General features: G+C 49.8%; 29 protein-coding genes and 1 tRNA gene. 16 read left to right on the plus strand and 14 right to left on the minus strand.

All coding sequences use genetic code 11. From position 1 onward, the window contains the following. Window positions 1-82 precede the first annotated feature (82 nt). From gpmI to AACQ84_RS11275, 4 genes are all read left to right on the plus strand, one after another. On the plus strand, window positions 83-1,660 hold the full coding sequence (gpmI, locus tag AACQ84_RS11260; RefSeq protein WP_012307831.1) for a 2,3-bisphosphoglycerate-independent phosphoglycerate mutase: 1,578 nt from the start codon (window positions 83-85) through the stop codon (window positions 1,658-1,660). Window positions 1,661-1,719: 59 nt separating this feature from the next. Next, complete coding sequence (gene secG, locus AACQ84_RS11265) at window positions 1,720-1,962, plus strand: preprotein translocase subunit SecG (protein ID WP_012307832.1); 243 nt, start codon at window positions 1,720-1,722, stop codon at window positions 1,960-1,962. A gap of 7 nt (window positions 1,963-1,969) precedes the next feature. Continuing rightward, entirely contained in the window at window positions 1,970-2,806 is an 837-nt protein-coding gene (locus AACQ84_RS11270) for a matrixin family metalloprotease (RefSeq protein ID WP_234991385.1), read from the plus strand. Window positions 2,807-2,905: 99 nt separating this feature from the next. Then, window positions 2,906-3,949 (plus strand): hypothetical protein, encoded by a 1,044-nt coding sequence (locus tag AACQ84_RS11275; RefSeq protein WP_012307834.1) that lies wholly within the window; start codon window positions 2,906-2,908, stop codon window positions 3,947-3,949. A 170-nt stretch (window positions 3,950-4,119) separates the two neighbouring features. Here the strand turns inward: AACQ84_RS11275 and AACQ84_RS11280 are convergent. Together AACQ84_RS11280 and AACQ84_RS11285 are read right to left on the minus strand one after the other, a co-directional pair. Next, a tRNA-Gly gene (locus AACQ84_RS11280) sits at window positions 4,120-4,191 on the minus strand. Continuing rightward, complete coding sequence (locus AACQ84_RS11285; RefSeq protein WP_012307836.1) at window positions 4,171-5,271, minus strand: acyl-CoA dehydrogenase family protein; 1,101 nt, start codon at window positions 5,269-5,271, stop codon at window positions 4,171-4,173. The genes AACQ84_RS11280 and AACQ84_RS11285 overlap by 21 nt, the downstream gene beginning before the upstream one ends. Window positions 5,272-5,455: 184 nt before the next feature. On the opposite strand from AACQ84_RS11285, the gene AACQ84_RS11290 reads away from it, so the two are divergent. The 3 genes from AACQ84_RS11290 to AACQ84_RS11300 all read left to right on the plus strand — a co-directional run bounded on the left by AACQ84_RS11290 (window position 5,456) and on the right by AACQ84_RS11300 (window position 7,454). Further along, window positions 5,456-6,412: a ParA family protein gene (locus AACQ84_RS11290; protein ID WP_012307837.1), complete on the plus strand. Its 957-nt coding sequence runs from the start codon at window positions 5,456-5,458 to the stop codon at window positions 6,410-6,412. A 74-nt stretch (window positions 6,413-6,486) separates the two neighbouring features. After that, the gene (locus AACQ84_RS11295; protein ID WP_012307838.1) at window positions 6,487-6,654 is read left to right on the plus strand and encodes a hypothetical protein; all 168 of its coding nucleotides are present in this window, start codon (window positions 6,487-6,489) and stop codon (window positions 6,652-6,654) included. Window positions 6,655-6,680: 26 nt separating this feature from the next. After that, the gene (locus AACQ84_RS11300) at window positions 6,681-7,454 is read left to right on the plus strand and encodes an ABC transporter permease (RefSeq protein ID WP_012307839.1); all 774 of its coding nucleotides are present in this window, start codon (window positions 6,681-6,683) and stop codon (window positions 7,452-7,454) included. A gap of 3 nt (window positions 7,455-7,457) precedes the next feature. Here AACQ84_RS11300 and AACQ84_RS11305 read toward each other — a convergent pair whose 3' ends face one another. After that, window positions 7,458-8,231, minus strand: a complete 774-nt coding sequence (locus AACQ84_RS11305) for an HAD family hydrolase (RefSeq protein ID WP_012307840.1) — start codon at window positions 8,229-8,231, stop codon at window positions 7,458-7,460. Beyond that, on the minus strand, window positions 8,231-8,548 hold the full coding sequence (locus tag AACQ84_RS11310; protein WP_012307841.1) for a DUF1825 family protein: 318 nt from the start codon (window positions 8,546-8,548) through the stop codon (window positions 8,231-8,233). The genes AACQ84_RS11305 and AACQ84_RS11310 overlap by 1 nt, the downstream gene beginning before the upstream one ends. Before the next feature lie 122 nt (window positions 8,549-8,670). Here AACQ84_RS11310 and AACQ84_RS11315 point away from each other — a divergent pair, with 122 nt between their 5' ends. After that, window positions 8,671-9,063 (plus strand): SHOCT domain-containing protein, encoded by a 393-nt coding sequence (locus tag AACQ84_RS11315; protein WP_012307842.1) that lies wholly within the window; start codon window positions 8,671-8,673, stop codon window positions 9,061-9,063. Between the two features lie 9 nt (window positions 9,064-9,072). Here AACQ84_RS11315 and AACQ84_RS11320 read toward each other — a convergent pair whose 3' ends face one another. Further along, window positions 9,073-10,176, minus strand: coding sequence for an aromatic ring-hydroxylating dioxygenase subunit alpha (locus AACQ84_RS11320; protein ID WP_012307843.1), 1,104 nt, complete (start codon window positions 10,174-10,176; stop codon window positions 9,073-9,075). A gap of 513 nt (window positions 10,177-10,689) precedes the next feature. On the opposite strand from AACQ84_RS11320, the gene AACQ84_RS11325 reads away from it, so the two are divergent. The 6 genes from AACQ84_RS11325 to AACQ84_RS11350 all read left to right on the plus strand — a co-directional run bounded on the left by AACQ84_RS11325 (window position 10,690) and on the right by AACQ84_RS11350 (window position 16,425). Beyond that, window positions 10,690-10,920 (plus strand): DUF2811 domain-containing protein, encoded by a 231-nt coding sequence (locus AACQ84_RS11325; protein WP_030007319.1) that lies wholly within the window; start codon window positions 10,690-10,692, stop codon window positions 10,918-10,920. A 15-nt stretch (window positions 10,921-10,935) separates the two neighbouring features. Then, window positions 10,936-11,556 (plus strand): aminoacyl-tRNA hydrolase, encoded by a 621-nt coding sequence (pth, locus tag AACQ84_RS11330; RefSeq protein ID WP_012307846.1) that lies wholly within the window; start codon window positions 10,936-10,938, stop codon window positions 11,554-11,556. After that, window positions 11,525-12,520: a hypothetical protein gene (locus tag AACQ84_RS11335; protein ID WP_012307847.1), complete on the plus strand. Its 996-nt coding sequence runs from the start codon at window positions 11,525-11,527 to the stop codon at window positions 12,518-12,520. Before pth ends, AACQ84_RS11335 begins: the two co-directional genes overlap by 32 nt. A gap of 42 nt (window positions 12,521-12,562) precedes the next feature. Continuing rightward, window positions 12,563-12,811 (plus strand): DUF5340 domain-containing protein, encoded by a 249-nt coding sequence (locus AACQ84_RS11340; RefSeq protein WP_041443595.1) that lies wholly within the window; start codon window positions 12,563-12,565, stop codon window positions 12,809-12,811. 178 nt (window positions 12,812-12,989) lie between these two features. Next, window positions 12,990-15,863, plus strand: a complete 2,874-nt coding sequence (locus AACQ84_RS11345; protein ID WP_012307849.1) for a DEAD/DEAH box helicase — start codon at window positions 12,990-12,992, stop codon at window positions 15,861-15,863. A 94-nt stretch (window positions 15,864-15,957) separates the two neighbouring features. Further along, window positions 15,958-16,425, plus strand: coding sequence for a GNAT family N-acetyltransferase (locus AACQ84_RS11350; RefSeq protein ID WP_012307850.1), 468 nt, complete (start codon window positions 15,958-15,960; stop codon window positions 16,423-16,425). A 78-nt stretch (window positions 16,426-16,503) separates the two neighbouring features. Here the strand turns inward: AACQ84_RS11350 and AACQ84_RS11355 are convergent, their stop codons facing one another. Then, window positions 16,504-16,872, minus strand: coding sequence for a hypothetical protein (locus AACQ84_RS11355; protein WP_012307851.1), 369 nt, complete (start codon window positions 16,870-16,872; stop codon window positions 16,504-16,506). A 192-nt stretch (window positions 16,873-17,064) separates the two neighbouring features. Between AACQ84_RS11355 and uvrB the strand changes: the two genes are divergently transcribed. Beyond that, entirely contained in the window at window positions 17,065-19,086 is a 2,022-nt protein-coding gene (uvrB, locus tag AACQ84_RS11360) for an excinuclease ABC subunit UvrB (protein ID WP_012307852.1), read from the plus strand. A gap of 67 nt (window positions 19,087-19,153) precedes the next feature. Here uvrB and bchI read toward each other — a convergent pair whose 3' ends face one another. From bchI to AACQ84_RS11395, 7 genes are all read right to left on the minus strand, one after another. After that, window positions 19,154-20,236: a magnesium chelatase ATPase subunit I gene (bchI, locus tag AACQ84_RS11365; RefSeq protein ID WP_012307853.1), complete on the minus strand. Its 1,083-nt coding sequence runs from the start codon at window positions 20,234-20,236 to the stop codon at window positions 19,154-19,156. 54 nt (window positions 20,237-20,290) lie between these two features. Then, window positions 20,291-21,049, minus strand: a complete 759-nt coding sequence (locus tag AACQ84_RS11370; RefSeq protein WP_012307854.1) for a DUF429 domain-containing protein — start codon at window positions 21,047-21,049, stop codon at window positions 20,291-20,293. After that, window positions 21,050-21,889 carry a pentapeptide repeat-containing protein gene (locus AACQ84_RS11375; protein WP_012307855.1) on the minus strand — a complete coding sequence of 280 codons (840 nt, stop codon included), beginning with the start codon at window positions 21,887-21,889 and terminating at the stop codon, window positions 21,050-21,052. It lies immediately after the preceding gene. Between the two features lie 274 nt (window positions 21,890-22,163). Continuing rightward, window positions 22,164-22,559: a hypothetical protein gene (locus AACQ84_RS11380; protein WP_041443598.1), complete on the minus strand. Its 396-nt coding sequence runs from the start codon at window positions 22,557-22,559 to the stop codon at window positions 22,164-22,166. Window positions 22,560-22,717: 158 nt separating this feature from the next. Further along, complete coding sequence (petP, locus tag AACQ84_RS11385) at window positions 22,718-22,912, minus strand: cytochrome b6f subunit PetP (RefSeq protein WP_012307858.1); 195 nt, start codon at window positions 22,910-22,912, stop codon at window positions 22,718-22,720. Window positions 22,913-22,953: 41 nt separating this feature from the next. Continuing rightward, on the minus strand, window positions 22,954-24,279 hold the full coding sequence (locus AACQ84_RS11390; RefSeq protein WP_012307859.1) for a recombinase family protein: 1,326 nt from the start codon (window positions 24,277-24,279) through the stop codon (window positions 22,954-22,956). Between the two features lie 21 nt (window positions 24,280-24,300). Further along, window positions 24,301-24,807 (minus strand): bifunctional nuclease family protein, encoded by a 507-nt coding sequence (locus AACQ84_RS11395; RefSeq protein ID WP_012307860.1) that lies wholly within the window; start codon window positions 24,805-24,807, stop codon window positions 24,301-24,303. 161 nt (window positions 24,808-24,968) lie between these two features. On the opposite strand from AACQ84_RS11395, the gene ribE reads away from it, so the two are divergent. Further along, window positions 24,969-25,652 (plus strand): riboflavin synthase, encoded by a 684-nt coding sequence (gene ribE, locus AACQ84_RS11400; protein WP_012307861.1) that lies wholly within the window; start codon window positions 24,969-24,971, stop codon window positions 25,650-25,652. Here ribE and AACQ84_RS11405 read toward each other — a convergent pair. After that, the gene (locus tag AACQ84_RS11405; protein WP_012307862.1) at window positions 25,647-26,597 is read right to left on the minus strand and encodes a DUF6208 family protein; all 951 of its coding nucleotides are present in this window, start codon (window positions 26,595-26,597) and stop codon (window positions 25,647-25,649) included. The genes ribE and AACQ84_RS11405 overlap by 6 nt on opposite strands. Window positions 26,598-26,602: the final 5 nt, after the last annotated feature.

Consider the following 26,602-nt stretch of genomic DNA (forward strand, 5'->3'; position numbering starts at 1 on the left):
ATGATAGTCTAAATTACAGAAAGTGATATTATCGATTTGCATTCCCCCGTACAGACACCCACAATAGAGGAAAGAATTCATCATGGCGAACGCACCTGTATCCCCAGTGGTGCTCGTAATCTTAGATGGCTGGGGCTACCGTCAAGAAGCTAACGCAAATGCCATTGCGGCTGCCAATACACCAAATGTCGATGCCTTTTTCGCTACATACCCTTCGACATTAATCCATACATCCGGAAAAAGGGTGGGGCTGCCAGATGGCCAAATGGGGAATTCTGAAGTCGGTCACTTAAACCTTGGAGCAGGACGTGTCGTCCCCCAGGAACTGGTGCGTATTTCCGATGCCATTGAAGACGGTTCCTTCCTCCGCAATGACGTCCTCGTTAAAGTTTGCCGAGAAACCCGCCAAGCCGGAAAAAAATTACACCTTATCGGTCTTTGCTCAGATGGTGGTGTCCACTCCCATCTCAATCATCTCCTCGGTTTGTTAGACCTAGCCAAGGTTAACGGCATTGCCGATGTCCATATCCATGCCATTACCGACGGGCGCGACACCAATACCACCGAAGGGATTAATTACCTCCAACAGATCCAAGCGCACATCGATAAATTTGGGGTCGGCTCGATCTCGACGATCAGTGGCCGCTACTTTGCCATGGATCGCGATCGCCGCTGGGATCGCGTCAAGCAAGCCTATGACGTGATGACCCAAAACGGTAATCTCGACCAACGTTCCTTCGCCGAGATTCTCCAAAGCCACTATGACAACGGTGTAACCGATGAATTTATCCCACCTGTGCGTCTTAAAGAAGGTGCCATTGAACCAGGCGATGGGGTGATTTTCTACAATTTCCGACCCGACCGTGCCCGCCAACTCTCCTATGCCTTGGTAGACAAGAATTTCCAAGGGTTTGAGCGGGAACTGATTCCGGATCTCAATTTTGTCACCTTTACTCAATACGACGCCAACCTGCCTGTACAGGTCGCCTTTGCGCCCCAAAACCTGACGAAAATCCTTGGGGAAGTGATTGCGGACAATGGCCTGAAGCAATTCCGCACCGCAGAAACAGAAAAATATCCCCATGTTACTTATTTCTTTAATGGTGGCTTAGAAGTTGCCTTCGAAGGAGAAGACCGAGAGTTAATTTCTAGCCCCCAGGTGGCGACCTACGACCAAAAGCCAGAAATGTCCGCTAAGGCAGTGACGGATGCTGCCTGCCAAGCCATCGAAAAAGGTATTTATAGTCTGGTGGTGATTAACTATGCCAATCCGGACATGGTTGGTCATACTGGAAAACTCGAAGCGGCGGTACAGGCCATTGAGACCGTTGATCATTGTTTAGGCCGTTTGGTGGCAACCATCGGCAAAATGGGCGGCACGACATTAATCACCGCTGATCACGGCAATGCAGAATATATGGCCGATCAAAATGGGAAGTCTTGGACAGCGCACACAACTAACCCTGTGCCCTTTATCTTGATTGAAGGGGAACGCCGTAAGGTAGTTGGCCATGGTGCTGATGTGGTGTTGCGGGAAAATGGCTGTTTAGCAGATGTCGCCCCGACGATCCTCGATATTCTTGGCATTGATAAACCACAGGAAATGACGGGTCAGTCTCTCATTGCTCCGGCCCCCTATGCCGTGACCCGACGTCGATAAATCGGTTATCCTAAAGTTTCCCCGCTGAAATCAAACATTTATTCGTTCGTCATTGATCTATGTTGGAATCTATTTTGCAAATTGTGTGGATGGTCTCCGCTGTTGGCCTTATTCTTTTGGTCTTACTCCATAGCCCCAAGGGAGACGGCTTAGGGGGCATTGGCGGTCAGGCGCAGATGTTTACCAGTACAAAAAGTGCCGAAACAGCTCTCAACCGTGCCACTTGGATTTTGTGCATTACCTTTATGAGCTTGACAGTCATTCTGAGTGCGGGTTGGTTAACACCAGTCGTTGGTCAATAGGATTCTTTTGGCTAGGTTGGACGATATTTTTCGTGCTTGGCGGCGTCACCTTTGGGGGTGGCGTTTTTGGTTTGGTCTCCTTGGGGGCCTGGCGATCGCCTTAGGGATTCAGTGGAGCAGCTATGGTTTAAGCTCAGACTTACTCACGCGGTTACCCCAAGCCCAAATTCATCCTTTGCCAGAAGTGCTCCAAGGGACGCCAGACCCGACGACTGCGACAGAAGATTACTTTGGGGCTGTTACCCCTTCTCCCCTGGGTCATTTGATCTGGTCGGAATTTCCAGTGAAGGTTTATGTGGCTCCCCTTGATCCCACTGTCAGTCCAGCGGCCCAACAACGTCAACAGCAATGGCAACGGGCCACCCTCGCGGCGATCGCCCAATGGCAAGCATACATACCGTTGTTAACTGTAGAAACAATAGAGACTGCGGATATCATCATTCAGCGGCAAGCTCCCCTAATTCAAAGGGAGACCGACCCAGAAACGGGCGAAATTCGTTATTCCCTGGGCCGCAATGCCGAAACTCGCTACGAATTTTATATCGATGACCGAAATATCCTCCGTCACCGCATGACCATTCTGCTGAATGATCACCAAGGGGCGATCGCCACCCAAAACACCGCCTGCCATGAATTGGGCCACGCCCTTGGTATTTGGGGTCATAGTCCCAATGCTGTAGATGCGCTTTTCCCAAGACAAATGGGTACCCAAGCAAGGATCTCTGCCGCTGATATCAATACCCTCCGCAAAATTTACCAACAACCGACCCGCTTAGGTTGGCCAATGCCTCCTTTTGCCAATAAAAAACTTGCTGATCCCCATAGCCTTAAAGAAGGTCAATAATTTTCTTTTGTGAAGTATTATGAAGGCTTTTTCTGACTTTACAGTGGGCAGATGCCTATCCTATAGTTAAAGGCTAGAGAAAATTTTGAGGCAATCTACATGGCAAAAAAGAAACGTAAGACCACTGGCAAAAATGCTGTTACCCTATCCCTTACGTCCCAAGCCATCGATCGCCTTGCAGAAATGGCTCAAAAATCTGGCTTTTCCCGGTCTGCCTTTGTCGAGAACCTAATGGCGGGTACTGTCTCAATCACGGCACTGGAAGCAGAAAAGAATCTTTTGGTGTCCGTTGAAAACGAGGCCGAAGACACCGCAAAAGTACAAGTAGATTTGGCCGAAACCACTGCCGCTAATACCAAACCAACGGTCCCTGATCCCGATGCAGAATTAGCAGACAAAGTGGCTTCTCAAGCGAAGATCATTGCCGATTTAGAAGCTAAATTAGCAGAGGCTTCTCCTCCCCTTAAACGGCCAGTGGCTCGTCCCAATACTGCCGAAAAATCAGCCCAGGCAGTCACCGATCAGTCTCCAAAAATTGCGACCCTCGAAAGGCAAATTGCTGATCAAAAAAATCAGATTCAAGACTTAACAAAACAGTTAAATGAATCAGGAAAAAATCTTGGGGCGACCAACGAAAAAAATAAAGCATTACAACAAGAATTCGACAAAGTAACGACCAAGTTTGAAACAATTCAAAGCGAGAACAAAACCCTTTCCCAAACCCTTAAATCTCAGAAAGCAGAGATTGCTCAACTCCAGCAACAGGGGGTAGCGGCAAAACAAGCCCAAACTGAACAAACCCAACTCCAGGAACACCTCACGGCCCTGCAACAAGAAACAGCAACACTGCAACAGCAACTCCAGGCAGCCAGTACCGCTGAGGCAACGTTACAAAGCCAAGTGACCCAGCAGCGCCAGGCGATCGCTCAACTCGAACAGGCGCTACAGTCTAGTCGAGCACAAATAGCCGCCCAAGCTGACCAAGCCCAGGCGATCGCCAGTCTGAAACAGGCCCATGCGGATTTGCAGCAACAATACAAATTGCAAGGCGATCGCCTCCGCGCCTTAGAAGCCCAGACTCACCAAGCGACAGGCGTTGCCAGCATCGGCGAATTCTATCTCAATCGTTGGCGTAAATACTAAAAGGCGAATTTTTGTCCTTAGATGATCTCAAAATTTCAGTTCCCAGTGGATTCAATCATCTGCTGGGAACCTTTTTGGATGTTTAGGGTAGGCTGATAATTGTTCCAAACTGAATGGAGCAAAACCACCCAATTTTAATCCTGGGAAATAATCTTGATTTTCCAAGTCAAAGCGGATGATCGGACTCGAACCGACGACATTCAGCTTGGGAAGCTGACGTTCTACCACTGAACTACACCCGCGTAATTCGATATAACAGTATATCCTGAACTTTTTCCCGGTAGCAAGCTTTTGACCATGGCGGCGCGAATGGCCTGGGTTTGACCAAAGATACTGTACATCATTGCTTCGCGATAAAAACGTTGGGCCGGACTGGTGAGTAAATTTCCTGCTCCCCCGGACCAAGTAAGGGCAATTTGGGCGAAGGTTTGGGCCGTTTGGATCACGCTTAGACGCAACGCTAATTGGGTTTGGAAACTTTCTGTTTGGGGTTCTTCAATGGCACGAAACAACTGGTCATGAAGTACTTGCCAATGATCTTCTAGGGCCGCTAAATCATCAAATTCAGCCGTTGCTAACCAATCGAGCACCCCGCGCGCGCAACCGAGAGCGAAAAAGCCATGGTGCAAAACCTGTTGGTGATCGCCTTTGTGAATCGTGCCGGGAGGCTGGATTACCAGAACATCTGTGGCAGGAACTAACCAATTTTGGAGTTTGACCGTCACCGTTTGACTCACTCCCATGGCGGCGAGGGGGAGGGGTTGACTACAAAAAATTTCTCCCTGCTCCGACTGTTGACACGTTTCGAGGGGAATCAGACCATACCATTCTGAACCGTCGGGTAATGTGGCTCCGGCGATCGCCCGTTGAAAAAAACCATAGCCCGTCACCCAAGGAATCGTCCCCGTTAAGCAATAACGATCACCCTGGGGCATTGCCTGTACTGCCGGTTCGCCCCGCCGCCGGAGATGGGAAAAGCCCACACCAATCCGCACATCCCCCCTGGCCATTTGGGGTAATAACCGCTGCTGCTCAGAGTTGCCGAACTGGGCAATGCGACTGGCCGCACTCTGGTGTTGGGTTTGCAGAAAAGCTAAAGTGCCCGAAGCCGCCGCCATCGCTACCGTAGCTTGGTAATATTCCACCGTACTCAGCCCAGAACCCCCTAAATTTTCGGGCACCCGGAGCGCCAGGAGGTGGCGATCGCTTAGACCATCAAGGGCTCGACCGAGAGCCAGGGGATCTTGATCCAGCTTTTCCGCCTGGGGCGCGATCGAGAAACGGAGATATTCAGCTAAATTTTCCCAGGCAAACTGACCCATTGATCAAAAATAATTTAACCCTACTTTTTTACAGAGTCCCTGACCATTAGCATCCTCAATTTTGCGGTTGCCCTAATTCCCAAAGGAAACTAGAAGATGGCGGTACAATAACTAAAAATCTTAACCTAACACCCTTAACTTCCCCGTCAATCCACTCACCCAACCACCTATTTCCCAGGTTCCTATGGCACTCATCATTAGTACCGTCAACATGAAAGGGGGCGTTGGTAAAACCACCCTCACCGTCAACCTCGCCGCCTGCCTTGCCCGCCACCACAAAAAACGCGTACTTGTTGTTGACCTCGACTCCCAGATTAGTGCCACCCTCAGTTTGATGCCCCCCCAGGATTTTGCTCGAATCCGCAAAGGCCGCCGTACCATTAGCCATCTCATCGAAATGGCCATCAAGCCGACCCTCAAACAAAGCCTGGATATTAATGACATCATTTGTCCTTACATTGCCAACGTCCAGGGCCTAGACCTCCTTCCCGGTGACATTGAGCTTTATGACGAATATCTCGTCTCGGAAATGCTGCACCAAAAAGCCCATAAAGATCCCAGCCTAGACTTTCAAGCCATCTGGAACAATTTTGAGCTGGTCTTAATTCGTAAGATCCTGGCCCCGGTAATGGATAAATATGATTTCATCATTATGGACTGTGCCCCCGGCTATAACCTGGTAACCCGGAGTGGTTTGGCCGCCAGCGATTTTTATATTTTGCCTGCCCGCCCCGAACCTTTGTCTGTGGTGGGAATTCAACTACTGCAACGGCGAATCCGTGCCCTGCGAGATAGCCACCAGGATACTGACCCCAGAAATATCGATCCGATTAAATTAGATCTATTGGGCATCGTTTTTATTCTCTCTGGTGGGAGCCTGCTCAATCGCTACTACAACCAAGTGATGAAACGGGTTAGTGATGACTTTACCAGTACGCAAATTTTTAAATACAAAATCCCCATGGATGTGAATGTCGCCAAGGCCCTGGATACATTTCAGCCGGTCGTTGTTTCGATGCCAAATACGGCTGGAGCGAAGGCATTTATGAAACTCACAGAAGAGTTCCTGGCGAAACTCAAGGAAGCAGGGGGCCTCGCAGAGCAGCGTCCTTCTCGAATTAACCTCGCGGATATCGAATAGACCTGGGCAAGCTCCCATTTTTTGGGGTATGGTCTTTAGCGGATAGTATTTATTCCTACAAATCTTGAAGCGCTATGACAGATCTGGCTGTACTCAAAACAAAAATTGACGCGATCAAAGGTAAACGAACAGTATTACTCAAGCTGCTTGAAAATCCGAATATTGGCACTCTGCGGCTCGATGTTAACCAAGCCCTTGAAGAATTAGATGAATTGATTGCGGAGTTGGATCAAACCCTGTAGGCCATGATCGCTAGGCACCTTTACGGATGAAATATTGGTACGAAACGATCGCCGTGAGCCAAAGAATCTTACTGGAGTTGTGGCGGCGGCGACGGAGCTTAATTTTTTGGATTTTATTTCCGGTATCTCTCCTGTTCCTCAATGGATTTATTTTGGCGGAGCGGGCAGGTTTGAGCTTGGCTGAAGCCATGGAATTTGCCGCCCCCTCAACGCTGGTAGGAGCAGCTTTATTTTTTAGCTGCTTGGGGGGGAGTATTGCAACGGTGGTTTCGGAACGGGAACAGCACACCCTCAAGCGTTTATTTATTTCTCCGTTGAGTGGGACGGCCTATTTTCTAGGAATTTTCCTGGCCCATTGTTTGATTGGGATTGGTCAAGCACTATTGGTCTTTGCGATCGCCATTTTTGTGGGCGCGACCTTCACGGGGTCTGTGCTGGTGGGCATTGGGATTATTTTCCTAAGCATCATCGCCTATGTGGGGGTTGGCTTTATTCTGGGCACCCAACTGGCGAAGCGTACCGAGGATGTCAATGCGTTGGTGGCGACCTTCGGCGTACCGTTATTGATCCTTGGCGGCGCTTTTTTACCGACTTCCCTCTTCCCGGAGGCTTTGCTCAATGCAGCCCAATACAATCCGATTTTTCACATGAATGAAGCTTTGGTGGGTCTTTGGGCTGAGGGGGAAACTATCGGGGCGATCGCCAATCATTTATGGTTCTTGGGAATCTTTGCCCTGGCGATGATTGGGGGCGGCTGGCTGTCCTATCGGCGAATGATCCAAGTGGAACGGCAATTGTAGACTTTAAGAAACTATTTCAGTGACAGCTTGAACCCATTGGGACAAATTTACGACGAGAATCCCCTGCTGTGTGGCGCTAGATCGCTCAGGGGCGGTGTTATAACCCCAGTCCGCGAGAAACAGTTGCAAGGTACTTAATTCAGGTTGCTGTTGGACTTTTTTTAGGGTTTTGAGGCGATCTTCAATAAAGAAAAAAGTCTCTACCTCTGGAGAAAGCAATTGTTTTAAAGTAGCGGTTTTGGGCTGTTTTTGCTCTTTGCCAAAAATCTGGGCCGCCGGGAAATCGACGTTTTGGTGCTGGAGTAACTGTCGCGTAAACCGGGCTTCCTTCGTCGTGATGATATAGGGCGCTACGTCATTTTGCTGCAATAGGTTTTGCAGTAAAGTCACCATTCCCGGATAAAAATGATGTCGCCCCAGCCATTGATCTAACTGGGTTTGCAGTTGGTGATCGCGCACCTGATCAAGAGCTTCCATTAACTGGGTAGCACTGAGATTTTCCTGCTGTAGATTTCGTTGAACAATATCCGACCATGCTTGCCAAAGTTGAACCGTGGGAATGCCCTGCCGCAGCGCCCGCAAAAGAATAATCATTTCCCAACCTGTTTCGATCAGAGGGCGTAGATCATTGAAACTCCCCTGCAAGGTTGCCGTTGGGGTTATGGGTTCGTCCGGCCAAATTCTTTGGTAGCCAAGCCAAGCGGAATGAAAATATTCCGGCAGCCCGTCACAGATCACCCCATCGAAGTCAAAGGCGATAATTGTTTTTGCTGCCATTAGTCAGGGATTTGGGCCTTCATGCGTTCGAGGGTCAGATTCATCTGGTCAAACATTTGTTGGGGGGTCATGCCAAACTGACCAAGCTGGGTTTTCATCTGCTCAACGGCCATTTGGGCCATAAAGTCATCGGAGAGTTCAAAGCGTTTCATGAAAATTTTGTAGCGATCCATGACGCTTTCCATCTGGTCGATGTACATTTTTTTGCCTTCCCGGTCGAACTTACCAAAGTCACTGCCGAGTTGGACTAAGTTTTGGTAGTCTTCAAATAACGTTTTGGCTTCCTGCTGGACAATTTCTGAATCAAAAAATCCCATCATTACTCCTATGCACTGCTGCGGCTTGGATAAGTTGCTCTACCATAGGGGGTGAGTGTCTTCCTTAAATTTTAGTGGAGGCATTTCCCGTCGCAAAGTATGGTTTTCCACATCTAAATGCCATGAAACAGGCGATCGCCAAATTTTTGACCCAGCCCAAAGACCGAAAAGTTGCTGTCGGTCTCGCCCTCCTTGGTTCGGTAACGCCCCTCTCCGGCGTCCACAAATTTTATGTCGGGCAACCAGTCTGGGGCGTTGTGTATATTCTCCTCTGGTCAACGCCGATCCCCCAAATTGCCTGTGCCATCGAAGCGGTCTGGTACCTACTGCAAGATTTTGACTCGTTCCAAGCCCGGTTTGGTTTAACAAAAGCTCCAGCGTCTGACCAGGCGATCGCCGCTGTCCAACAAACTGCTGCCATTGCCGAAGCGCTCCGGGAACTCGAAAAACTCCGGGTGGAAGGTTTGATCACCGAATATGAATTTGAGCAAAAACGTCGCCAGCTACTGAGTTAAGCACTTGAATTAAGCACTGGTCTGATCTTGGGCGATCGCCTGTTGTTTAATCAATCGTTGCACCGCCATCAATGCTCGGTTCAGTTCTACATTTTGGCGTTGGGGATTTTCCAGATAAGCCCTTTGCTCCTGCTCGATCATCAACACATCCTGTTCCACAAGGCCGTCGAGTAACCCCTTTGCCGCATTGAAACAGAGATCCTTTACCCAACGGCGAAACGGCACAGGTAGCTTATGGAGTCGCCAAAAGGCATTGAGGGAAGTGAAATGCAATAGATAAGCACGGGTGCGGCTGCTGTGGGTCGGACAAAACAAGCACATAATCTTAAAATCATTCCCCAAAGTCGCGCTCCAGTTGGGGTAAACATAGCTCACATCCAACGGTTCCGGGTGCAGCTTGCGCAGGGCCGGAAAAAACAATTGGGAGATCGACCAAATCTTATCAATTTTGTAATAGCTCTGGGCTTCGTAGTGGGCATCTACCCGCTGCTCAGTCACCTGGATATCCTCTAACTTTGCCGAGGCCCACGCTTGGTAATTGTCGTGGAGGTGACCGTGGTACATATCCATCAAGTTTTCAATGAGATAGGAAAAATGTCCCTCACAGTCAATGGTTGTGACGCTGACGATGTAGTTTAAATGCTCCCATTCTGGAATCGGCAACGGTTGAATGGCTTCGTCGGTTAAACGTTCGGGATCCCCCGGAAAAACCCAAATAAAACCATCCTGTTCCCGCACGGGGAGGGTGCGAATCTTACAAGCAGGCCGTTTTTGATTTTCCGCGAGATAGGGCACATGGGCACAGGTTCCAGACGCATCAAACTGCCAGCCATGGTAGGCACATTCCAAGTTATCCCCAACCACTTGGCCAGAACTGAGTTTCACTTGGCGGTGGGGACAGCGGTCTTCGAGGGCTTGGACTTGACCGGCTTGATCCCGGTAGAGCACAAAATCTTCATTCCAGAGGGTAAAACCCAAGGGCTGATCCGTTAACTCGGCACTGCGAGCCGCCACATACCAATGGTTTTTGTTGATGCCACAGGCGCGCACATCAAGCTTTTGGGGGGTCACAGAATTCGAACTAGCAACGGCTTGGGGGTGGCGATTGTGCATGGGGAAGGGGAGTACCGGAGGATATTTTAATTCTCAAATTTAAACAAAAATCCTGACAAAATTCATCTTTCCTCACAAATTTGCAATTCTTATTTTTCCCGCAAAAATTCCCCCAATGATTCCCCATGGTTTCCCCAATCTGTTTCATTTTTTTCCACAACTTTCCCCAGGTTTTCCACAGCTCAAAACGATTTTCTTGGGGCTTAGCATTGGTCTGGGGAATTCTCTTTTTGAACTCAAGATCCACACTGCAAGGGCGCATAAATGTAAAGAACCGTAAACAAAATGTGCCTGAAACCCTTGATTTTTCGTGGATGACCAAAAGGCGATCGCCTTGGCGTAACATTTTGCAATATTGACAAACCCACCCCTCCATAGACAACAATAGGGCGACGACAGACGAAACCGAACAAAACGCCAAGACTATTTTTCAGCAGTTCTGAAATCCGTTCCTTCGTCCCTCGCTAGTTTGATTTTTTAGTCCCGCAGATTCCGACAGAGCTAAAGTTAATGATGAACCCCACCGTGAGCATTTTGGCCGAAATTCCCGAAGCCCTACACCAATCCCTAACCGACTACCTAGAAACCCATCCCAATTGGGATCAAGACCGGGTTTTTGCGGCGGCATTGTCCCAGTTTCTGCTCCAAACCGGGGAAGGACAAACCCCACGGGAAGCAGAAAATTACCGTACCTGCGCCAGAGTATACTTAGAAACGCTCTTTGAGCAGTCGAAGTCCTACTAAGTATTTTGTGAGGTTATGGGTCAAGGCAAACCACTCGTCATTCCCCAGTTGATTGTGGGACTGGGAAATCCAGAACCAAAGTACGATCACACACGCCATAACATTGGTTTTGAATTTGTCGATCGCCTCGCCGCAGATTGGGGTGCGACCCTCCAGGATCATCGAAAATTTCAAGGGGTTTGGGCGGAGGTGCGCCGCAACGGCCAGAAACTCGGTTTGCTCAAACCCACCACCTATATGAATCGTTCTGGGCAGTCTTTACGGGCTGTGATTGATTGGTACAAAATTCCCCCGGAATCGGTGCTGGTGGTCTATGACGATATGGATCTCCCCCTAGGGCGACTGCGGTTGCGTCTGCAAGGATCAGCAGGGGGTCACAACGGGATCAAATCCATTATTTCCCACCTCGGCACCCAGAAATTTCCCCGCTTACGTATTGGCATCGGCAAAACCCAACTCAAAGGAGACCGACCGACTATTTCCCACGTGCTTGGGAAGTTTGCGCCAGCAGAAAAGCCCATTTTAAATGATGTCCTAGGGCTTGCGGAAGAAGCATTGGCCCTGAGTCTCCGGGAAGGGGTGGAGAAGGCCATGAGCCTCTATAATGCCCGCAGTGTTGAATCGAGTCAGTCATAAGGGTATTGCAGGAATTTTGAAAGGAAAGTTATCGCGGCTCAAGCCCTATTTGCGTTGGTTTATTGTTGGCCTGACGCTCTTTTTTTTGCTGGCAACCCTCCGGAACCATTGGCAAGAGGTAGCCCAAATTCGTCTGGATCGTCGGGGGTGGCTCTTGGTGGGGGCAAGTATTTTAGTAACGACGTCATCCCATATATGGTCGGCATTGGTGTGGGGACGGATTCTCACGCTGTTCCGGGTGCCCCTTGGTTATGGGGAGGCGATCGCCTTATATCTGCGAACGAATATGGCGAAGTATCTGCCGGGAAATATTTGGCATTTCTACGGGCGGATGACCCGGATTGTGGCCGTGGGGAGTCCCTGGGGGGTGGCGAGTTTAGCAGTGCTATTGGAACCGCTTTTGTTGGCGGCAGCGGCGGCGATCGCCATGGTCTTGGGGTTGGGGCTTAGCCTCGCGCAACTGGAGCAATTGCCCCTGTTAAAACTATTAGTTCCCCTAGGCTTAATCGGTGTCCTCGGTGGCATTCATCCATACTTTTTCAATCCTGTAATTCAAAAGGTTTCCCGGGGCAAAACCCAGGATCATGACCCGGTACAGTTGAACATTTACCCTTGGCAACCCCTGCTGGGAGAACTGGTTTTCATTGGCTTACGGGGGACGGGATTTCTTTTAACTTGGTGGGCGATCGCCCCCCTGAGTGCCTCCCAGATTCCCCAACTGCTGGGGGTCTTTAGTGGGGCGTGGTTGGCCGGATTTATTATTCCTGGGGCACCGGGGGGATTGGGGGTCTTTGAAGTGGTCGCCCTCGCCCTTTTAGAAACCGTCGGAAATACAAATGTCGGTGTTGGCAGCCTGTTAACCATCGTGGCCTTGATGCGGGGGGTCAGTATTCTGGCAGAAATTTTGCCCCTGGGAATTTGGGGTTGGCGATCACCCGTCCAAAAGTTGCCCCCAAAGCTTTGATATAGTGAGACTCCAAAGTCTGCGCAATATTTTTTGATTGTTATGGAACCTTTACCCTTGCCTTCCCACATCCACTACGAAACGATCCTGCAAATTTTGGAGCGCAAAGCCCAACGGGTCGCCGCCAAAGATCCCATGACCCAGACCCAAATCCAACAATTGATCCTCACCCTGCGCAAGGCTTTTTCTCAACAAAAGCAACTAGAGCGCAGTTGTGACCAGCTCCGTATCCCCTACGAGTACCATTGGTCCCTCAGCAATCAAACGCCAGACCACAGCCCAGAAGCATAGAATCTCAACGCTCCACCGTTTTTTGGGCAAGCTGGGTTGGCATTTTCCCGCTGGGCCTGGAGGACTCCCCTTTATAATGGATTTTGAACAAAAAATTCATAGCATAAACAGTTTTTTGATTTCGGTAGACCGAATTCGTTAGGCCAAAGTACCGGATCAGGAGCAAAGGTGGGTTAGGTTGCAAGTAGATTTAAATCAAGTTTTTCCGTTTCAGTTAGATCAATTTCAAAAACAGGCGATCGCCGCCCTCGATGCCGATAGATCCGTGGTGGTCTGTGCGCCGACTGGCTCCGGCAAAACCGTCATTGGTGAGTATGCGATCCACCGTGCCCTCGCCATGGGTCAACGGGTTTTTTATACTACTCCCCTCAAAGCCCTTTCCAACCAAAAGTTCCGGGATTTTGGCGAAACCTTCGGTGAAAAACAAGTGGGCTTGATCACGGGCGATATCATCATCAATGCCCAGGCGACCATCGTCGTGATGACCACGGAAATTTTCCGGAATATGCTCTACGAAACCCCCATTGGTCAGGTGGGTACGTCCCTGGAAAATGTTTTAACAGTGGTCTTGGATGAATGCCACTACATTAGCGATCGCGGCCGCGGCACCGTCTGGGAAGAATCCATTATTTATTGCCCCTCAGAGATTCAAATTGTTGGTCTGTCGGCGACCATCGGCAACCCAGAGATTTTTACCGCCTGGATTAACAAAACCCGTCAAGCAGCCCACGAAGACCACCCCAACAGCAAAGAACACCGCTGCGAATTAGTCGATTCCGACCACCGCCCCGTGCCCCTGGAGTTTCTCTATAGCAACAAAAAAGGCTTGTACCCGCTCCTCGATCAGGGAGGGGAAAAGATGAATACTCGCTTGCGATCGCGCACCAATGCCCCCCAAGGCAAACGCAAAAAACGTCAACGGGAAGACTGTCCTAGTTTATTTGCCATTGTGCGCCAACTCCGCCAAAAGGATCTGCTACCAGCGATTTACATCATTTTTAGTCGGCGGGGCTGCGATCGCTCGGTGACCCAACTCAACGACATTACCCTCGTTTCCCCAGAAGAAGCCAAACTTTTGGAAGCGACCCTGCTGCACTTTTTCTTAGATAACCAAGGCAAACTCCAGGAAAAGCTCCTCAATCAATGTGATGACACCCCAGAATTTAAAGCCCTGGTGCTGGATTTCATCGCCAAAAATCCCTTTTCTACCGAAAAGCTAGTGGACTATCTCCAGGAAAATCTCCCCCTGCGCGAACAGCTTTGGCAATACCTCGCCCAACAGTCAAAATTCGCCCGTCCCGAACAGGTGGAACCTCTACTGCGGGGCATCGCGGCTCACCATGCGGGGATTCTGCCAGCCTGGAAAGAACTCGTCGAAAAGCTATTTGAAATGGGCCTCGTGAAATTGGTGTTTGCAACGGCGACTTTGGCCGCAGGGATTAATATGCCCGCCCGCACCACGGTAATTTCTGCCCTCTCGAAACGTACCGATGAAGGACACCGGATGCTGACACCTTCGGAATTTTTGCAGATGGCGGGTCGCGCGGGTCGTCGGGGCATGGATAAAGTGGGCTATGTGGTCACTGTGGAAACGCCCTTTGAGGGAGCAAAAGAAGCCTCTCGCCTTGCCCTCTCGAGTGCAGAACCGTTGCGCAGTTGGTTTACGCCTTCCTACGGTATGGTGTTAAACCTTTTACAAAAACATAGCCTGGAGGAATCGAAGGAACTCTTATCCCGGAGTTTTGCGGAATATCAGGTACAACAACAACTCAGCCCGGAACAGGAGGCGATCGCCGAACTGACTACGGAAATTGCCCGCCTTGATATTGACCTCGCGGCCTTTGATGAACGGCAGTTTGAACGCTACAGCAAACTCAAGGAACGGCTCAAGGAAGAAGAACGGCTATTGGGGATTCTCCGGGAGCAGGCGGAACTCGAAAACCGTAAACTGTTGGCCCCTTTGTTGGATCAGCTCCCCCTCGGCTCCATTTTGCACCTCAAAGGGAAAAACCTGCGGGTCAAAGAAGCGGTTCCCGCCGTCCTTGTAGAACAAACTGAGGAACAGCAGTTTCTGTGTTTGGGCACCGATAAACGTTGGTACCTAATTAAAGAAACGGACGTGGTTGCCCTCAATGAAGGTCTTTTTCCCGCCGATCAACTGGCGCAAATTCCGTTACCCATTGATCAAAATCTTACCCTTGGGAAAAATGGCAAAATTGATGCTGAAGCTTTTCCCCTCGTGGCGGCGATCGCCGATTACCTTCTGCCCCTCACCGAAGCCCCTGAAGTAGAAGCCCAAAAACAATGCTTTGCCGCTGTCCAGGCCAAATTTGCCGCTTCTCCCCTGAGCCAGCAGGACAAACCCGGCAAACTCCTCAAACGTCACCAGCGACGCAAAGACCTCCGCAAAGAATTAAACCGTCGTCAAACCCTCTACCGTCAGCACGCCAACAAACGCTCCTATTACTGGCAAGATTTCCTGAACCTGATTGAAGTCTTGCAGGAATTTCGTGCCCTCGATGGTTATACGCCAACGGTTTTAGGGCGTACTGCGGCAACAATTCGTGGGGAAAACGAACTATGGTTGGCGCTGTGTCTGCTTTCGGGCCAATTAGATCACCTCGCGCCGGAACATTTGGCCGCCGCTATCTGTGCGATCATCAGCGAACCGCCCCGGGGTGATAGCTGGACGGATTATTCTCAACCCAATGCCGTTTTAGAAGTGCTGGGCATCCGCAAAAAAGACCAAGGCCATAACCCCGTTAGCCTGTGGGAATTGCGTCGGCAACTGTACCAAGTGCAAAAGCATTGTGGTGTGACCATGCCTGTTTGGCTTGAAAGTAAATTTATTGGCCTAGTGGAACAGTGGGCTTTGGGGGTCGAGTGGACTGAACTTTGTGAAAATACCAGCCTTGATGAGGGAGATATTGTGCGGATGTTGCGGCGCACGGTCGATGTTCTCTGGCAAATCCCCCAAATTCCGGAGATTAAACCTGTTCTCATGCGCACTGCCAAAGAGGCGATCGCCAAAATGAAACGCTTCCCCGTTTAGGTTTCCCTTTGCGGAAGCCAATCATCTGTGAGTAATTGCCCCGAAGAGGAAGGCAGGAATTTTCCCATTTCTACAAAATGTCTAAAGGGTTGTTATGGTTACGATTCGTCCGTTTCAAACTCAGGATATTCCGGCGATCGCCCAACTGTTCCACGACACTGTCCATACCATCAATGCCCAGGACTATTCCCCGGCCCAACTGCGAGCCTGGGCACCCGATGACCTGTATTTCCGCGATTGGGAAACCCGTTGTCATGCTTGCTTTACTTACATTGCCGAAGAGGATACACAAATCCTTGGGTTTGCGGAACTTTCGCCAGCGGGTCACATTGGCTGTTTCTATTGCCACAAAGATCACCAACGGCGGGGCATTGGTCGCCAACTCTATCAGGCACTCCTCGCCCAAGCAGACCAGTTACAACTCAGCACCCTAACCGTTGAAGCCAGTATTACCGCGAAACCTTTTTTTGCAGCCCTGGGGTTTCGGATTCTCCAAGCGCAACAGGTTCAACGCCATCAACAAACATTGACAAACTACCGGATGATCAAGCAGCTTCGTTAAAATTTTCCACAAAAAAACCCCTAGGGGATAGGGGAAATGGTTTGGCGATCGCCATTTTTTAATCGCCACTTTGTAAAGTTAGTCGAGGTAGCCGATCAAAGTCGCCATATCATCGGTTTCGTTGGGGGCCACAGGGCGATTCCCCATAATGACGATAGTGTCGCTGACCTGGAGGTGGCTGGCCATAATCGGGCGATTCCCAGAAACAGTCATCGTGCTAGAAATTTCCATCGTGCCAGCGGTCACCGGGCGATCCGCACCAGAGGAACGGTAAGTATGCATCACCTTGAGATGGCTGGGTTCGATGGGACGATTATTGGGGAGGCCTAATTTGGCAGGCTCTTTTACAGAGAGAGCAACCACCTCGTCTTTTTTCGCCGTACTACGGGAACGGGTGGGACTTTTAGTTGTGCTATCGTTCGTGGAAGTCGAATTTTCGGTGGTCATGGGATTTCTCCTTGAGGTATCTGAGCCAACACCTACTGAATCAAAATTTTGAGTAGGATTATGTTTTAAGAATTTTTTCGTTACTTTACTTCAATTATCCCAAATGATGGGACAAAGATTCCTTGCTGATCTTAGACACACTTTGTCATAAATTCGCAACATTGTTTCTAAAGTATCTCATTAATTTAAGTTATGTCTAACGGGAGTAATGTTTTGTTTCGTCTCCATGCCCCTTTTGAACCTACTGGTGATCAACCCCAGGCGATCGCCAAATTGGTGCAATCCTTAGCATCCCAAGCGAAATATCAGACCCTCTTGGGGGCGACGGGCACGGGCAAAACCTTTACGATGGCGGCGGTGATCGCCCAGATGCAGAAACCCACCCTCGTTTTGGCACACAATAAAACCCTCGCGGCACAGCTTTGTAACGAGTTGCGGCAATTTTTTCCCTACAACGCCGTGGAATATTTCATTAGTTATTACGACTATTATCAACCGGAAGCCTACATTCCCGTCACCGATACTTATATTGAAAAAACCGCTTCGATCAACGACGAAATTGATATGTTGCGCCACTCCGCCACGCGATCACTGTTTGAACGCAAGGATGTGATTGTGGTGGCTTCCATTAGTTGTATCTACGGGTTAGGAATTCCGAGCGAATATTTAAAGGCAGCTATTTCTCTCAAAGTAGGGGAAGAATTGGATCAGCGGGCGGTACTGCGGCAACTGGTGACCGTGCAATATAATCGCAACGATACCGATTTAAGTCGCGGCAATTTTCGGGTGAAGGGCGACATTTTAGAAATTGTCCCTGCCTACGAAGATCGGGTGATTCGCGTCGAATTTTTCGGCGATGAAATTGATGCGATTCGCCTCCTTGATCCCGTCACGGGTGAAATTTTACAAAGCCTCGATCAGGTTAATATTTATCCCGCTCGCCACTTTGTTACGCCCCAAGAACAGTTGGCGATCGCCTGTGAACAAATCAAAGCCGAATTAGATAGTCAACTCACAGTTTTAGAAGCAGAGAATAAACTCCTCGAAGCCCAGCGTTTAAAGCAGCGAACGAGTTATGATCTCGAACTTTTACAGGAAGTTGGTTATTGTAATGGTGTCGAAAATTATTCCCGTTTCTTAGCCGGACGGGAAGCCGGATCGCCCCCCGAATGTTTAATTGATTATTTCCCTGAAGATTGGCTTTTAGTGGTTGATGAATCCCATGTCACTGTGCCGCAAATTCGGGGAATGTATAACGGTGATCAAGCCCGCAAAAAAGTCTTAATTGACCATGGCTTTCGGTTACCCAGTGCCGCCGATAATCGTCCTTTAAAGTCTGAAGAATTTTGGCAAAAAGTCAATCAATGTGTGTTTGTTTCTGCGACCCCCGGTAATTGGGAAATCGAGCAATCGGAAGCGCGGGTTATTGAGCAAGTCATTCGTCCCACAGGCGTTGTCGATCCAGAAATTGATGTGCGCCCCACCGACGGACAAGTGGATGATCTATTAGGGGAAATTCGTCAACGAGAAAAATTAAAAGAACGAGTTTTAATTACCACTTTAACGAAACGAATGGCGGAGGATTTAACGGATTATTTCAGTGACCAGGGAGTAGCCGTGCAATATCTCCATTCTGAGATTAAATCCATCGAACGAATTGAAATTTTGCAGGCGCTCCGCAAGGGAGAATTTGATGTTTTAATTGGGGTCAATTTACTCCGAGAAGGTTTAGATTTACCGGAGGTTTCCCTCGTCGCGATTATGGATGCCGATAAGGAAGGGTTCCTGCGGGCGGAACGGTCTTTAATCCAAACCATTGGTCGGGCGGCGCGCCATGTGCGGGGTCAGGCGATCCTCTACGCCGATAATCTCACCGATAGTATGGCAAAGGCGATCGCCGAAACAGAACGCCGTCGCGTTATCCAAATCGCCTACAACAAAAAACACAACATCACCCCCCAACCGATCAAAAAGCGGGACGAAAATGCAATTTTATCTTTTCTCGATATTTCCCGCCGCTTAAATACCCAGCAATTACAACAAGTTGTTGAACACATGGAGGAAGTCCCCCTCGAAAAAATTCCCGATGTGATTAAGCAGCTAGAAGAGCAAATGAAAGAAGCCGCCAAAAATCTCGAATTTGAACAGGCCGCTCTACTCCGCGATCAAATTAAAAAACTCCGCCATCAACTTTTAGGGAGTCACGATAACTAGCAAACAAAAAAGCTGGAGAGAATTTCTCCAGCCCTGAGGATGTAATGTTATGCAATCAAAAAATGGTTTACTCGTCTTCTTCTAGACCAAAGACGCGGGCGACAATTTTCTGAACCTTATAGCCAGAATCAATTGATTCAAGGGGATCTTTCCGCAGACGGTGTCGCAGACAAAGGGTAACCACCCGGCGAATATCATCCACGGTCACTTCGGTGCGGCCTTCATAGGCGGCGAGGGCTTTGGCGGCGCGGTTGGTGACGATATCACCCCGGAGACCATCCACATCCGCTTCGGAACAAACTTCGGAGATCTTCACCTTTAGTTCTCGATCAATGGTGACCTGGGGTAAAAGTTCCTGGGCGCGGACAAGGCGTTCCTGTTCTGCTTTTTGCTCGGCGTCGTATTGTTGCAGAAATTCTGTGGGATTTTGGTCAAAGGCCGAACGACGTTCGACAATTTCAACGCGCTGTTCGGGATTGCGTTCGGTGCGGATCTCAGCGTGCATCCCGAAACGGTCGAGAAGTTGGGGCCGCAGTTCTCCTTCTTCGGGGTTGCCGGAACCGACAAGGACAAAACTGGCAGGGTGACGAATGGAAATCCCTTCCCGTTCAACGGTATTCCAACCGCCAGCGGCGGAGTCGAGGAGAACGTCTACCAGGTGATCATCGAGGAGGTTAACTTCATCCACATAGAGGACACCCCGGTTTGCTTTTGCCAAAAGACCCGGTTCAAAGGCTTTTACCCCTTCGGAGAGGGCTTTTTCGATGTCGATGGTGCCACAAACCCGGTCTTCTGTTGCGCCGAGGGGCAGGTCAATCATCGGCACTTTTTTGCGGGCGACTTCGATTGGTTCGTTGTTTTCGAGTTTTTGCCGCACTTCATCGCCCATGAGTTCAGGGTTTTTGGGGTCGCTGTTAAAGGGATCGTTGGCAACCACTTCGATTTCGGGCAGGAGATCGGCTAAAGCACGGATGGTGGTGGATTTTCCGGTACCGCGATCGCCCATGATCATCACGCCGCCGATCTTGGGGTCGATGATGTTGAGTTTGAGGGCCAGTTTCATTTCATCTTGGCCGATTACCGCCGTAAAGGGGAACACCACACGACGTTTTACTTTTTCTTGGGGAGGAGCTTCAGCCGTTACTGTCATATCAATAGAAACTTTTGTAAGGGAACGTAATTTTTTATCTTAAAAATTCACAATTTATGATTGCTGATCACCCATCGTAACAGGTGCTGGGACGATAATGTAACCGGAGTGGTGATCGCCAAGGGTTTGGTTTTTCGCCTGGCCCCAGTACCACCAGTAGGCTCCCACATAGGCACAAACTAAGGCATCGATGCGGTCTTCGATTTCTTTGAGATCACTGCCTTTGGCTGTTGGGATCGGTTGAACGAGATCGTCCCAGAGATGATTTAAGCTCAATTGCGGGGTAAGAGTCGTCAACACTGTTTCAATTAGACCCACCAAACGTTGTAATTCCTGGCGGCGATCGCCTAACTTTCCTTTTTTGTATTTGATGATTCGCTCTAGCTGAAATAGACGCACCATCGCCGGGTGGGGAAACACCTCAATCTGGTAACGGCCCGGTTTTCGAGCGTCAATTTCCGGGGCATGGCCAAAGCCTAAGGCTTCAAGATCCAAGCCCAATTGGGTGGTGCGGGGCGCAAAGGGACGGTTTAAATTCGCTGGATAACAACCCGCGTGGTATTTCCCAAAATATTTGTGGGTGAGGCGATCTGGCAGGCGCGTTCCCGTTTCGTTGGGGATAATCGTCGGCGCATCCACCGCAACGAGGCCCATTGTTTCTTTCGGGAGCAGTTGATCAACCCAAGTGACAATTTCGGCGGGATCAAGAAGCAGATCAAACTGGGCGATCGCCAATTGCTGATCTTGTATTTCTAAACAACACAAACCACTGGCACCGGACGTCCAACCAAAATCAACCCCCAGAAATTTCACTTAATTACCCACATCAAGACCTTCGGGGAGAATTGTCCCATCAAAAATCGCGTTGTGGAAATTTACTTGATCCACCGTTGCATCTAGCAGCACGGCCCGGGTTAGATTCGCACTGGTGAAATTTGACCAATAAAGCTTACTGCGGAAAAGTTGCGCCTCACTCAGATCCGCTCCGCGCATGGTTGTCCAGGCCATTTGCACCTTCCGGAGTACCGCCTGGCGCAGTTTAACGTTGGTAAAGTTGGCGCTATTAAGTTTCGCCTGGCTAAAATCTGCGTGGTCGGCGATCGCCCCGGTGGCATTGACCCCGTGCATAATCGCGTGGGAAAGGTTGGCTCCCTTTAAATTCGCGCCGATCAAAATCGTGCTGGTGAGGTTTGCATTGGCAAGGTTGGCCCCTTCTAGGTTGGCCTGGGTTAAGTTCGCTCGCCCAATGAATGCATCCGTTAAGGTCGCGTTGGTGAGATTGGCTTCCCGCAAAATCGCTTCGTTGAGGGTGGCACAACTGAGATCCGCTGAGACCAGTTGAGCATTAGTTAAATTGGCTGCCCGGAGTCCCCCGTAGGTGAGTTGGGCGGTGGTTAAATTCGCGTCGGTCAGGTCGCAGGAAATTAAATTTGCTTCACTGAGATTGGCTTGGAGACTGCTATTGGTAAGATCTGCCTCCCGAAAATTTGCCTGCTTAAGGGATGCCCCCGTGAACACAATCCGGGACAAATGGCTTTCCCGGAGATTGATCCCATCAAAACTGCCGCCCCCCAAAAACGCCCCTTCAAGGTCTATTTCCCGGAAATCCCGTTCTCCGGCCGCATAGCGTTCTAATAATTCTCCCGCATCCATTCGTTTCAAAATGGTATTCCTCCTGAGACTGTGACTGGGCCAAGGCTGTGACCCAAGACATGGCGAATATGAACTTTATGAGTTTTATGAATCTTTAGTCTGCCTTATCGCATTGTAGAGTTAGTGGTCTGGGGATTGGCGATCGCCGCAATGAAACGATAATCGTCAGATAAAATTTTCCCCAATAAAAATCCCACAGACGATCTGGAGTTGTAATCAAGCATCGATCTATGGGGAACCTAATGGAAATGGGCCGAGGCCACAAAAGTCGGTTTTATTCGAAGGTTTCTGTGGGGGTGATGAGCGAACTTTCCTCCGGAGTTCCATTAACAGCAGAGGTTTCGGCTTGTTTTTTCTGACGCCAATATTCCTGTAGTCGGGAGCGATAATCGGCGGCGGCGTTGTTAATGTTGGAGTTTGTGCTCTCGCGGAATTGTTCTGGATTCTTATTGCCTAAGCGCATCATGTGGATCAAATCGTAGGGATTGAAGCCATCTGTGTTGCCATAGAGGGAAGAATTTTCGCTTTGTTGATAGTTCCCTTCGAGATCGCTGGCAGTTTGGGCTTGGCTCGGCGCGAAGGGCACACTGGCGATCGCGACACTAAAACCACAGATGAGAGTTAGTAGAGCAGGTTTTTTCATGGGCTTATCGGCAATGGAGTTGCGCATAGATCGTCTTTGATGACCATTGTGCCGCAAAAAAGTTTCAGGCGTGAGGGTAATTACCCTCGGTTTATGGTGAAATTTTGGCTTTGGCGCACCGACAAAAAACGTCCCCCCACGGGAGACGCCTCGGTGGTCTAATTGGGCAGTTAGAAAAATGTGTCCTAGGATGCAGGACGCAGTTCATCCCCAAAAAACCAAGTGGCGGTTTTATCATCAAAGGTCACGATCGCCCCAATGCCGCTACCGTCGGTGACGCGAAAGTCTGTGATGGTGCCTACTTTACCGAGTTTATCGGCGAGATCTTTACCAACACGATCCCGCAAACGGTAGATTTGTACTTTTTGCCCGATTTCCATGCCAATTATTGCTGTACTAATAAGGGTTTAGTTTGATTAAATCATTCATCAGTGTATCGGAAACTGGTCGAAAAAATGAATTTTAACTGGATTTGCCAATCGTCACGGCTAGTACGGTGGAGTTGGATTTGTTCGATAAATTCCCGCAGGTAAAAGCGCCGCTCGGCTTCCGATAGGTCATACCAAAAAGATTCGAGGGTAATGGTTTTGGCGATCGCCCCCAGGTTAGCGGGGGGAAGTTGGTTTAATTGGGTTTGCAGTTGGCTAATTTCGCTACGCAGCACATAGCGGCGTTGGGCAGCCGTTTCTGGGTCAAAAATACCCTGGGCCGTGAGATCCGGGAGGGCGGCAATGAGGCTTTCCTTTTGTTGAATCTCCTGTTGAATCTGACCCTGTTGCTGATCTAGGGAGGGGCCTTGGTATTGCTGGGCGATCGCGGGGAACTCCTGGCAAATGCTTTGTACGGTGGCCCGGAAAATTTTGTCGTAGGCGATCGCCCGGCATTTTGGCTTTTCGGGACAGGCGAGGGGACGCAGGTATAGATAGGTTTTCGGATGATTACGCCGACTGACACGGCTAATGGTGAGGGCACTGCCACAGGTTTGACATTGCACCAGCCCGGCTAAACAGCGGGGAGCACTGGCACTGCGGGGGGCGAGGGGACGATTGCGGCGCAGGAGGCGATCAATTTGGGCGGCTTCGTTGTCGGTGAGGATTGCGGCGTGGGTTTTGGGAATGGTTGTTCCGTCGCAGTAATGGAGCTGACCCCGGTAGACGGGATTGCTTAACCAGTTGCGCCCGGTGGATACGGCAATTTTTTTCCCAAAGCGCTGTTCTAGGTGACGCACGGCCCCCCGCAGGGAACCGAAGAGGAGGAAATGTTCACAAAAATCTTTCACCACGGGGGCGGTACTGCGGTCGATGAGGTAACGGTCTTGGCCTCGCTTGTAACCGTAGGGGGCTTTGCCTGGGGGCGGCAGAAATTGGCGGCGGTTTTTGGCGTGGCCCCGTTGAATTTTTTGTTGTCTGAGGCGATCGCCAATAGTTTGAAAGAGTTGACCGAGGGCTTTTTGATCTAGCGGTTGATCGCTTTGGTAATCTTGCTCGGTGGCGATAATCCCCACACCATAATTTTCGATGTGCTGGAGGCGATCGCCAATCTCACTGAGGTTCTCCCCCAATTCATCGAGGCGACGTAATAGTAAATAATCGGGGCGATCGCCTGTGTCGAGATCCGTGAGTAACTGGGTGAGCTGTTGCCGTTGGCCCCAATCGCTATAAATGCGATCAACCTCAACCCCCCAAAGTTCCGGTTCTGGGGCGGCATCCAGGAGTGGGTCACTGTAGCTGTAGACAAAAATCGTCATCCGGCTTTAACCCCCAATGCCTTAGCTTTCTTCTGGATTGGCGGATTGGCTGTGGCGGATTAAATCTTCGGGGCTAATCTGATCGACAAAGGCGCGGAAGGCTTGCCGTTCTTCTTCGTCAGCATCGCGGTCTACGGGAATTGAAGCCTCAGAAATCACTTCTTCGACGACCCAAATCGGACTTTCGGTGCGCAGGGCAATGGCGATCGCATCACTGGGGCGACAGTCAATTTCTTGGGTTTCTTCCCCCTGGGAGGTACAAAGCACCGCATAGAAAGTGTGTTCTTCTAGGGCATGGATAATAATTTTATCGAGGGTGAGATCCCAAGCTTCCAATAGATCCGCAAAGAGATCATGGGTGAGGGGCCGTGGCGGTGTTTTTTGCTCCAAGACATTCATAATTGAGCGGGCTTGATCCTGGGCAATATAGATCGGTAAAGCACGCCGTTCCGAGGCATCTTTCAGGAGAATGATCGGGCTCCGAGTAATGGCATCAAGGGCAATGCCAGCAACGTGCATTTCAATCATGGATCTGGGCCTCGGGGTAGGGATGGCAACGGGAGCAATATTTGATTCCCTTACTAACTAGTATCCTACAGCTTCGATATTCTGGGGGGATGTTGGGCCTGATTTTCGGTCAATTCCCGCTACAATCGAATGGCCCTTTTACTGCGATCGCATCACGCCCTGTGTTTACTGGATTGATTCAAGCCCTTGGTACCGTTAAAGCCCTTGGTGGCGATCGCTTTGCCATCGATATCCAGGGCGACGGCGCGGGTCAAGTGATGTCGGATCTAGCCCTCGGCGATAGTGTGGCCGTAGATGGCGTTTGTTTGACCGTCGAAACCATTGCCGAACAAGGATTTGTTGCTACGGCCTCCCCCGAAACCCTAAAACGCACCATCCTCGGTGATGCCGTTGCCCGCTCCAATTGGGTGAATATTGAAACGTCCCTGCGGGTGGGCAGTAAGATCGGTGGTCATTTTGTGTCGGGCCATGTGGATACCATTGGCGCTTTAGAGAAGGTTGTCGAAACCGCCCGTGCCTGGGAACTGTGGTTTACGGCGATCGCCGATTACCAGACGACCTGGGATATGAATATTTCCCCTTGTCTGGTGTCCAAGGGAAGCATTGCAGTGAATGGCATTAGTCTAACGGTGGCCGAATGCGATCGCCTGGGGCAGTGGTTTAAGGTGGCGGTGATTCCCCATACCTACGCCGAAACCAATTTGGCCTATCTCAAGCCGGGCAGTTGGGTGAACCTAGAGGGGGATATCCTCGCGAAATATGTCCAGCGATTTGTCAGTTACCAACGGGAACAAAAAGCCCCTGACATTGGCCTCGACTTCCTCCAGGAACATGGCTATTTATAGGGACTGGATCGCCAGTTTTTTCTGCTGGGGCGTGACCTGGGTTTCTTCTCCTCTAACCGTTGGTAATTGTGCCTCGGCGTCCTGAGTACGGGGCCGCATCCGAATTAGGTAATAGCCTTTTTCTCCCAGGGGATCACAGATCATCGCTTCGGTGATTTTTTGCCAACGTAGGGGAAAACTGGCGCGGTTATAGAAGGTGAGATAAAAATCAAAGGTCTGAAGCCAGGGGGCTGGGATGGTAATCTCTAAGTTTTCTGCTGCTTCTAAAGCGCCGTAAAAAAATTGAGTATCGGTGGCGCCGACAGGGAGGAATTCTCCTTTCACAAAAGCAGCGGGTAAGACATCGCGAAATTTAAATAGCGTAAAAATGTAGTAGTGAAGCAGACGAAAATAAAGGTTTGTTTTCTGGGCCAGGGCTTGATAAAAGTCGTTGTTTTGGGGCGAAACAACCAAAGTCGGCACGGTTAGATTTAGATCTGTTTTAACGACCGGAAAGCGAGGATTTACCTTGGGATGGTAGTAACGTAACCCGACGGTATATTTCCCTTTAGGTAAGAAAATTTTGAGTTCTGTTTGGTTGGGGTCATCGGTGAGTTGCGTGAAATTTAACACCGTGCGATAGCCCGGAAAGTCATAGATGCAACCGACCCAAGCTTCCGTGGATTGACGAATCGTTTCGAGGTTAATGGTGAGTTCTTTTTCTACAGAGAGTGGTCCCAGGGTGCCGATAATGGCGTGGGTATTCCACCGGGGCGCTTTGGTCATTAAAACGGGTAAACTCAGGAATTTCTGGAGGGATTTTTCTCCAATAATGCGCCATTCCTTAGCATTTTTTTTATTCAGCGCTAAATACAAAGTGTAGAGATTCCCAATCAGAAATTTGTTGACTTTATAAAAGCCAAAGGAAAAAATCGCCAAGGGAAGTTCTAACCAGGGTTTGCGCACTATTA

The sequence above is a fragment of the Picosynechococcus sp. PCC 7002 genome (assembly GCF_963860125.1).
Classification (GTDB): domain Bacteria; phylum Cyanobacteriota; class Cyanobacteriia; order Cyanobacteriales; family MRBY01; genus MRBY01.

Excerpts from the sequence above, each read along its gene's own strand:
- gpmI (WP_012307831.1), top strand. The coding sequence starts at position 83 with ATGGCGAACGCACCTGTATCCCCAGTGGTGCTCGTAATCTTAGATGGC.
- secG (WP_012307832.1), top strand. The coding sequence starts at position 1,720 with ATGTTGGAATCTATTTTGCAAATTGTGTGGATGGTCTCCGCTGTTGGC.
- AACQ84_RS11275 (WP_012307834.1), top strand. The coding sequence starts at position 2,906 with ATGGCAAAAAAGAAACGTAAGACCACTGGCAAAAATGCTGTTACCCTA.
- AACQ84_RS11285 (WP_012307836.1), bottom strand. The coding sequence starts at position 5,271 with ATGGGTCAGTTTGCCTGGGAAAATTTAGCTGAATATCTCCGTTTCTCG.
- AACQ84_RS11290 (WP_012307837.1), top strand. The coding sequence starts at position 5,456 with ATGGCACTCATCATTAGTACCGTCAACATGAAAGGGGGCGTTGGTAAA.
- AACQ84_RS11295 (WP_012307838.1), top strand. The coding sequence starts at position 6,487 with ATGACAGATCTGGCTGTACTCAAAACAAAAATTGACGCGATCAAAGGT.
- AACQ84_RS11300 (WP_012307839.1), top strand. The coding sequence starts at position 6,681 with ATGAAATATTGGTACGAAACGATCGCCGTGAGCCAAAGAATCTTACTG.
- AACQ84_RS11305 (WP_012307840.1), bottom strand. The coding sequence starts at position 8,231 with ATGGCAGCAAAAACAATTATCGCCTTTGACTTCGATGGGGTGATCTGT.
- AACQ84_RS11310 (WP_012307841.1), bottom strand. The coding sequence starts at position 8,548 with ATGGGATTTTTTGATTCAGAAATTGTCCAGCAGGAAGCCAAAACGTTA.
- AACQ84_RS11315 (WP_012307842.1), top strand. The coding sequence starts at position 8,671 with ATGAAACAGGCGATCGCCAAATTTTTGACCCAGCCCAAAGACCGAAAA.
- AACQ84_RS11320 (WP_012307843.1), bottom strand. The coding sequence starts at position 10,176 with ATGCACAATCGCCACCCCCAAGCCGTTGCTAGTTCGAATTCTGTGACC.
- AACQ84_RS11325 (WP_030007319.1), top strand. The coding sequence starts at position 10,690 with ATGAACCCCACCGTGAGCATTTTGGCCGAAATTCCCGAAGCCCTACAC.
- pth (WP_012307846.1), top strand. The coding sequence starts at position 10,936 with ATGGGTCAAGGCAAACCACTCGTCATTCCCCAGTTGATTGTGGGACTG.
- AACQ84_RS11335 (WP_012307847.1), top strand. The coding sequence starts at position 11,525 with ATGCCCGCAGTGTTGAATCGAGTCAGTCATAAGGGTATTGCAGGAATT.
- AACQ84_RS11340 (WP_041443595.1), top strand. The coding sequence starts at position 12,563 with ATGGAACCTTTACCCTTGCCTTCCCACATCCACTACGAAACGATCCTG.
- AACQ84_RS11350 (WP_012307850.1), top strand. The coding sequence starts at position 15,958 with ATGGTTACGATTCGTCCGTTTCAAACTCAGGATATTCCGGCGATCGCC.
- AACQ84_RS11355 (WP_012307851.1), bottom strand. The coding sequence starts at position 16,872 with ATGACCACCGAAAATTCGACTTCCACGAACGATAGCACAACTAAAAGT.
- uvrB (WP_012307852.1), top strand. The coding sequence starts at position 17,065 with ATGTCTAACGGGAGTAATGTTTTGTTTCGTCTCCATGCCCCTTTTGAA.
- bchI (WP_012307853.1), bottom strand. The coding sequence starts at position 20,236 with ATGACAGTAACGGCTGAAGCTCCTCCCCAAGAAAAAGTAAAACGTCGT.
- AACQ84_RS11375 (WP_012307855.1), bottom strand. The coding sequence starts at position 21,889 with ATGGATGCGGGAGAATTATTAGAACGCTATGCGGCCGGAGAACGGGAT.
- AACQ84_RS11380 (WP_041443598.1), bottom strand. The coding sequence starts at position 22,559 with ATGCGCAACTCCATTGCCGATAAGCCCATGAAAAAACCTGCTCTACTA.
- petP (WP_012307858.1), bottom strand. The coding sequence starts at position 22,912 with ATGGAAATCGGGCAAAAAGTACAAATCTACCGTTTGCGGGATCGTGTT.
- AACQ84_RS11390 (WP_012307859.1), bottom strand. The coding sequence starts at position 24,279 with ATGACGATTTTTGTCTACAGCTACAGTGACCCACTCCTGGATGCCGCC.
- AACQ84_RS11395 (WP_012307860.1), bottom strand. The coding sequence starts at position 24,807 with ATGATTGAAATGCACGTTGCTGGCATTGCCCTTGATGCCATTACTCGG.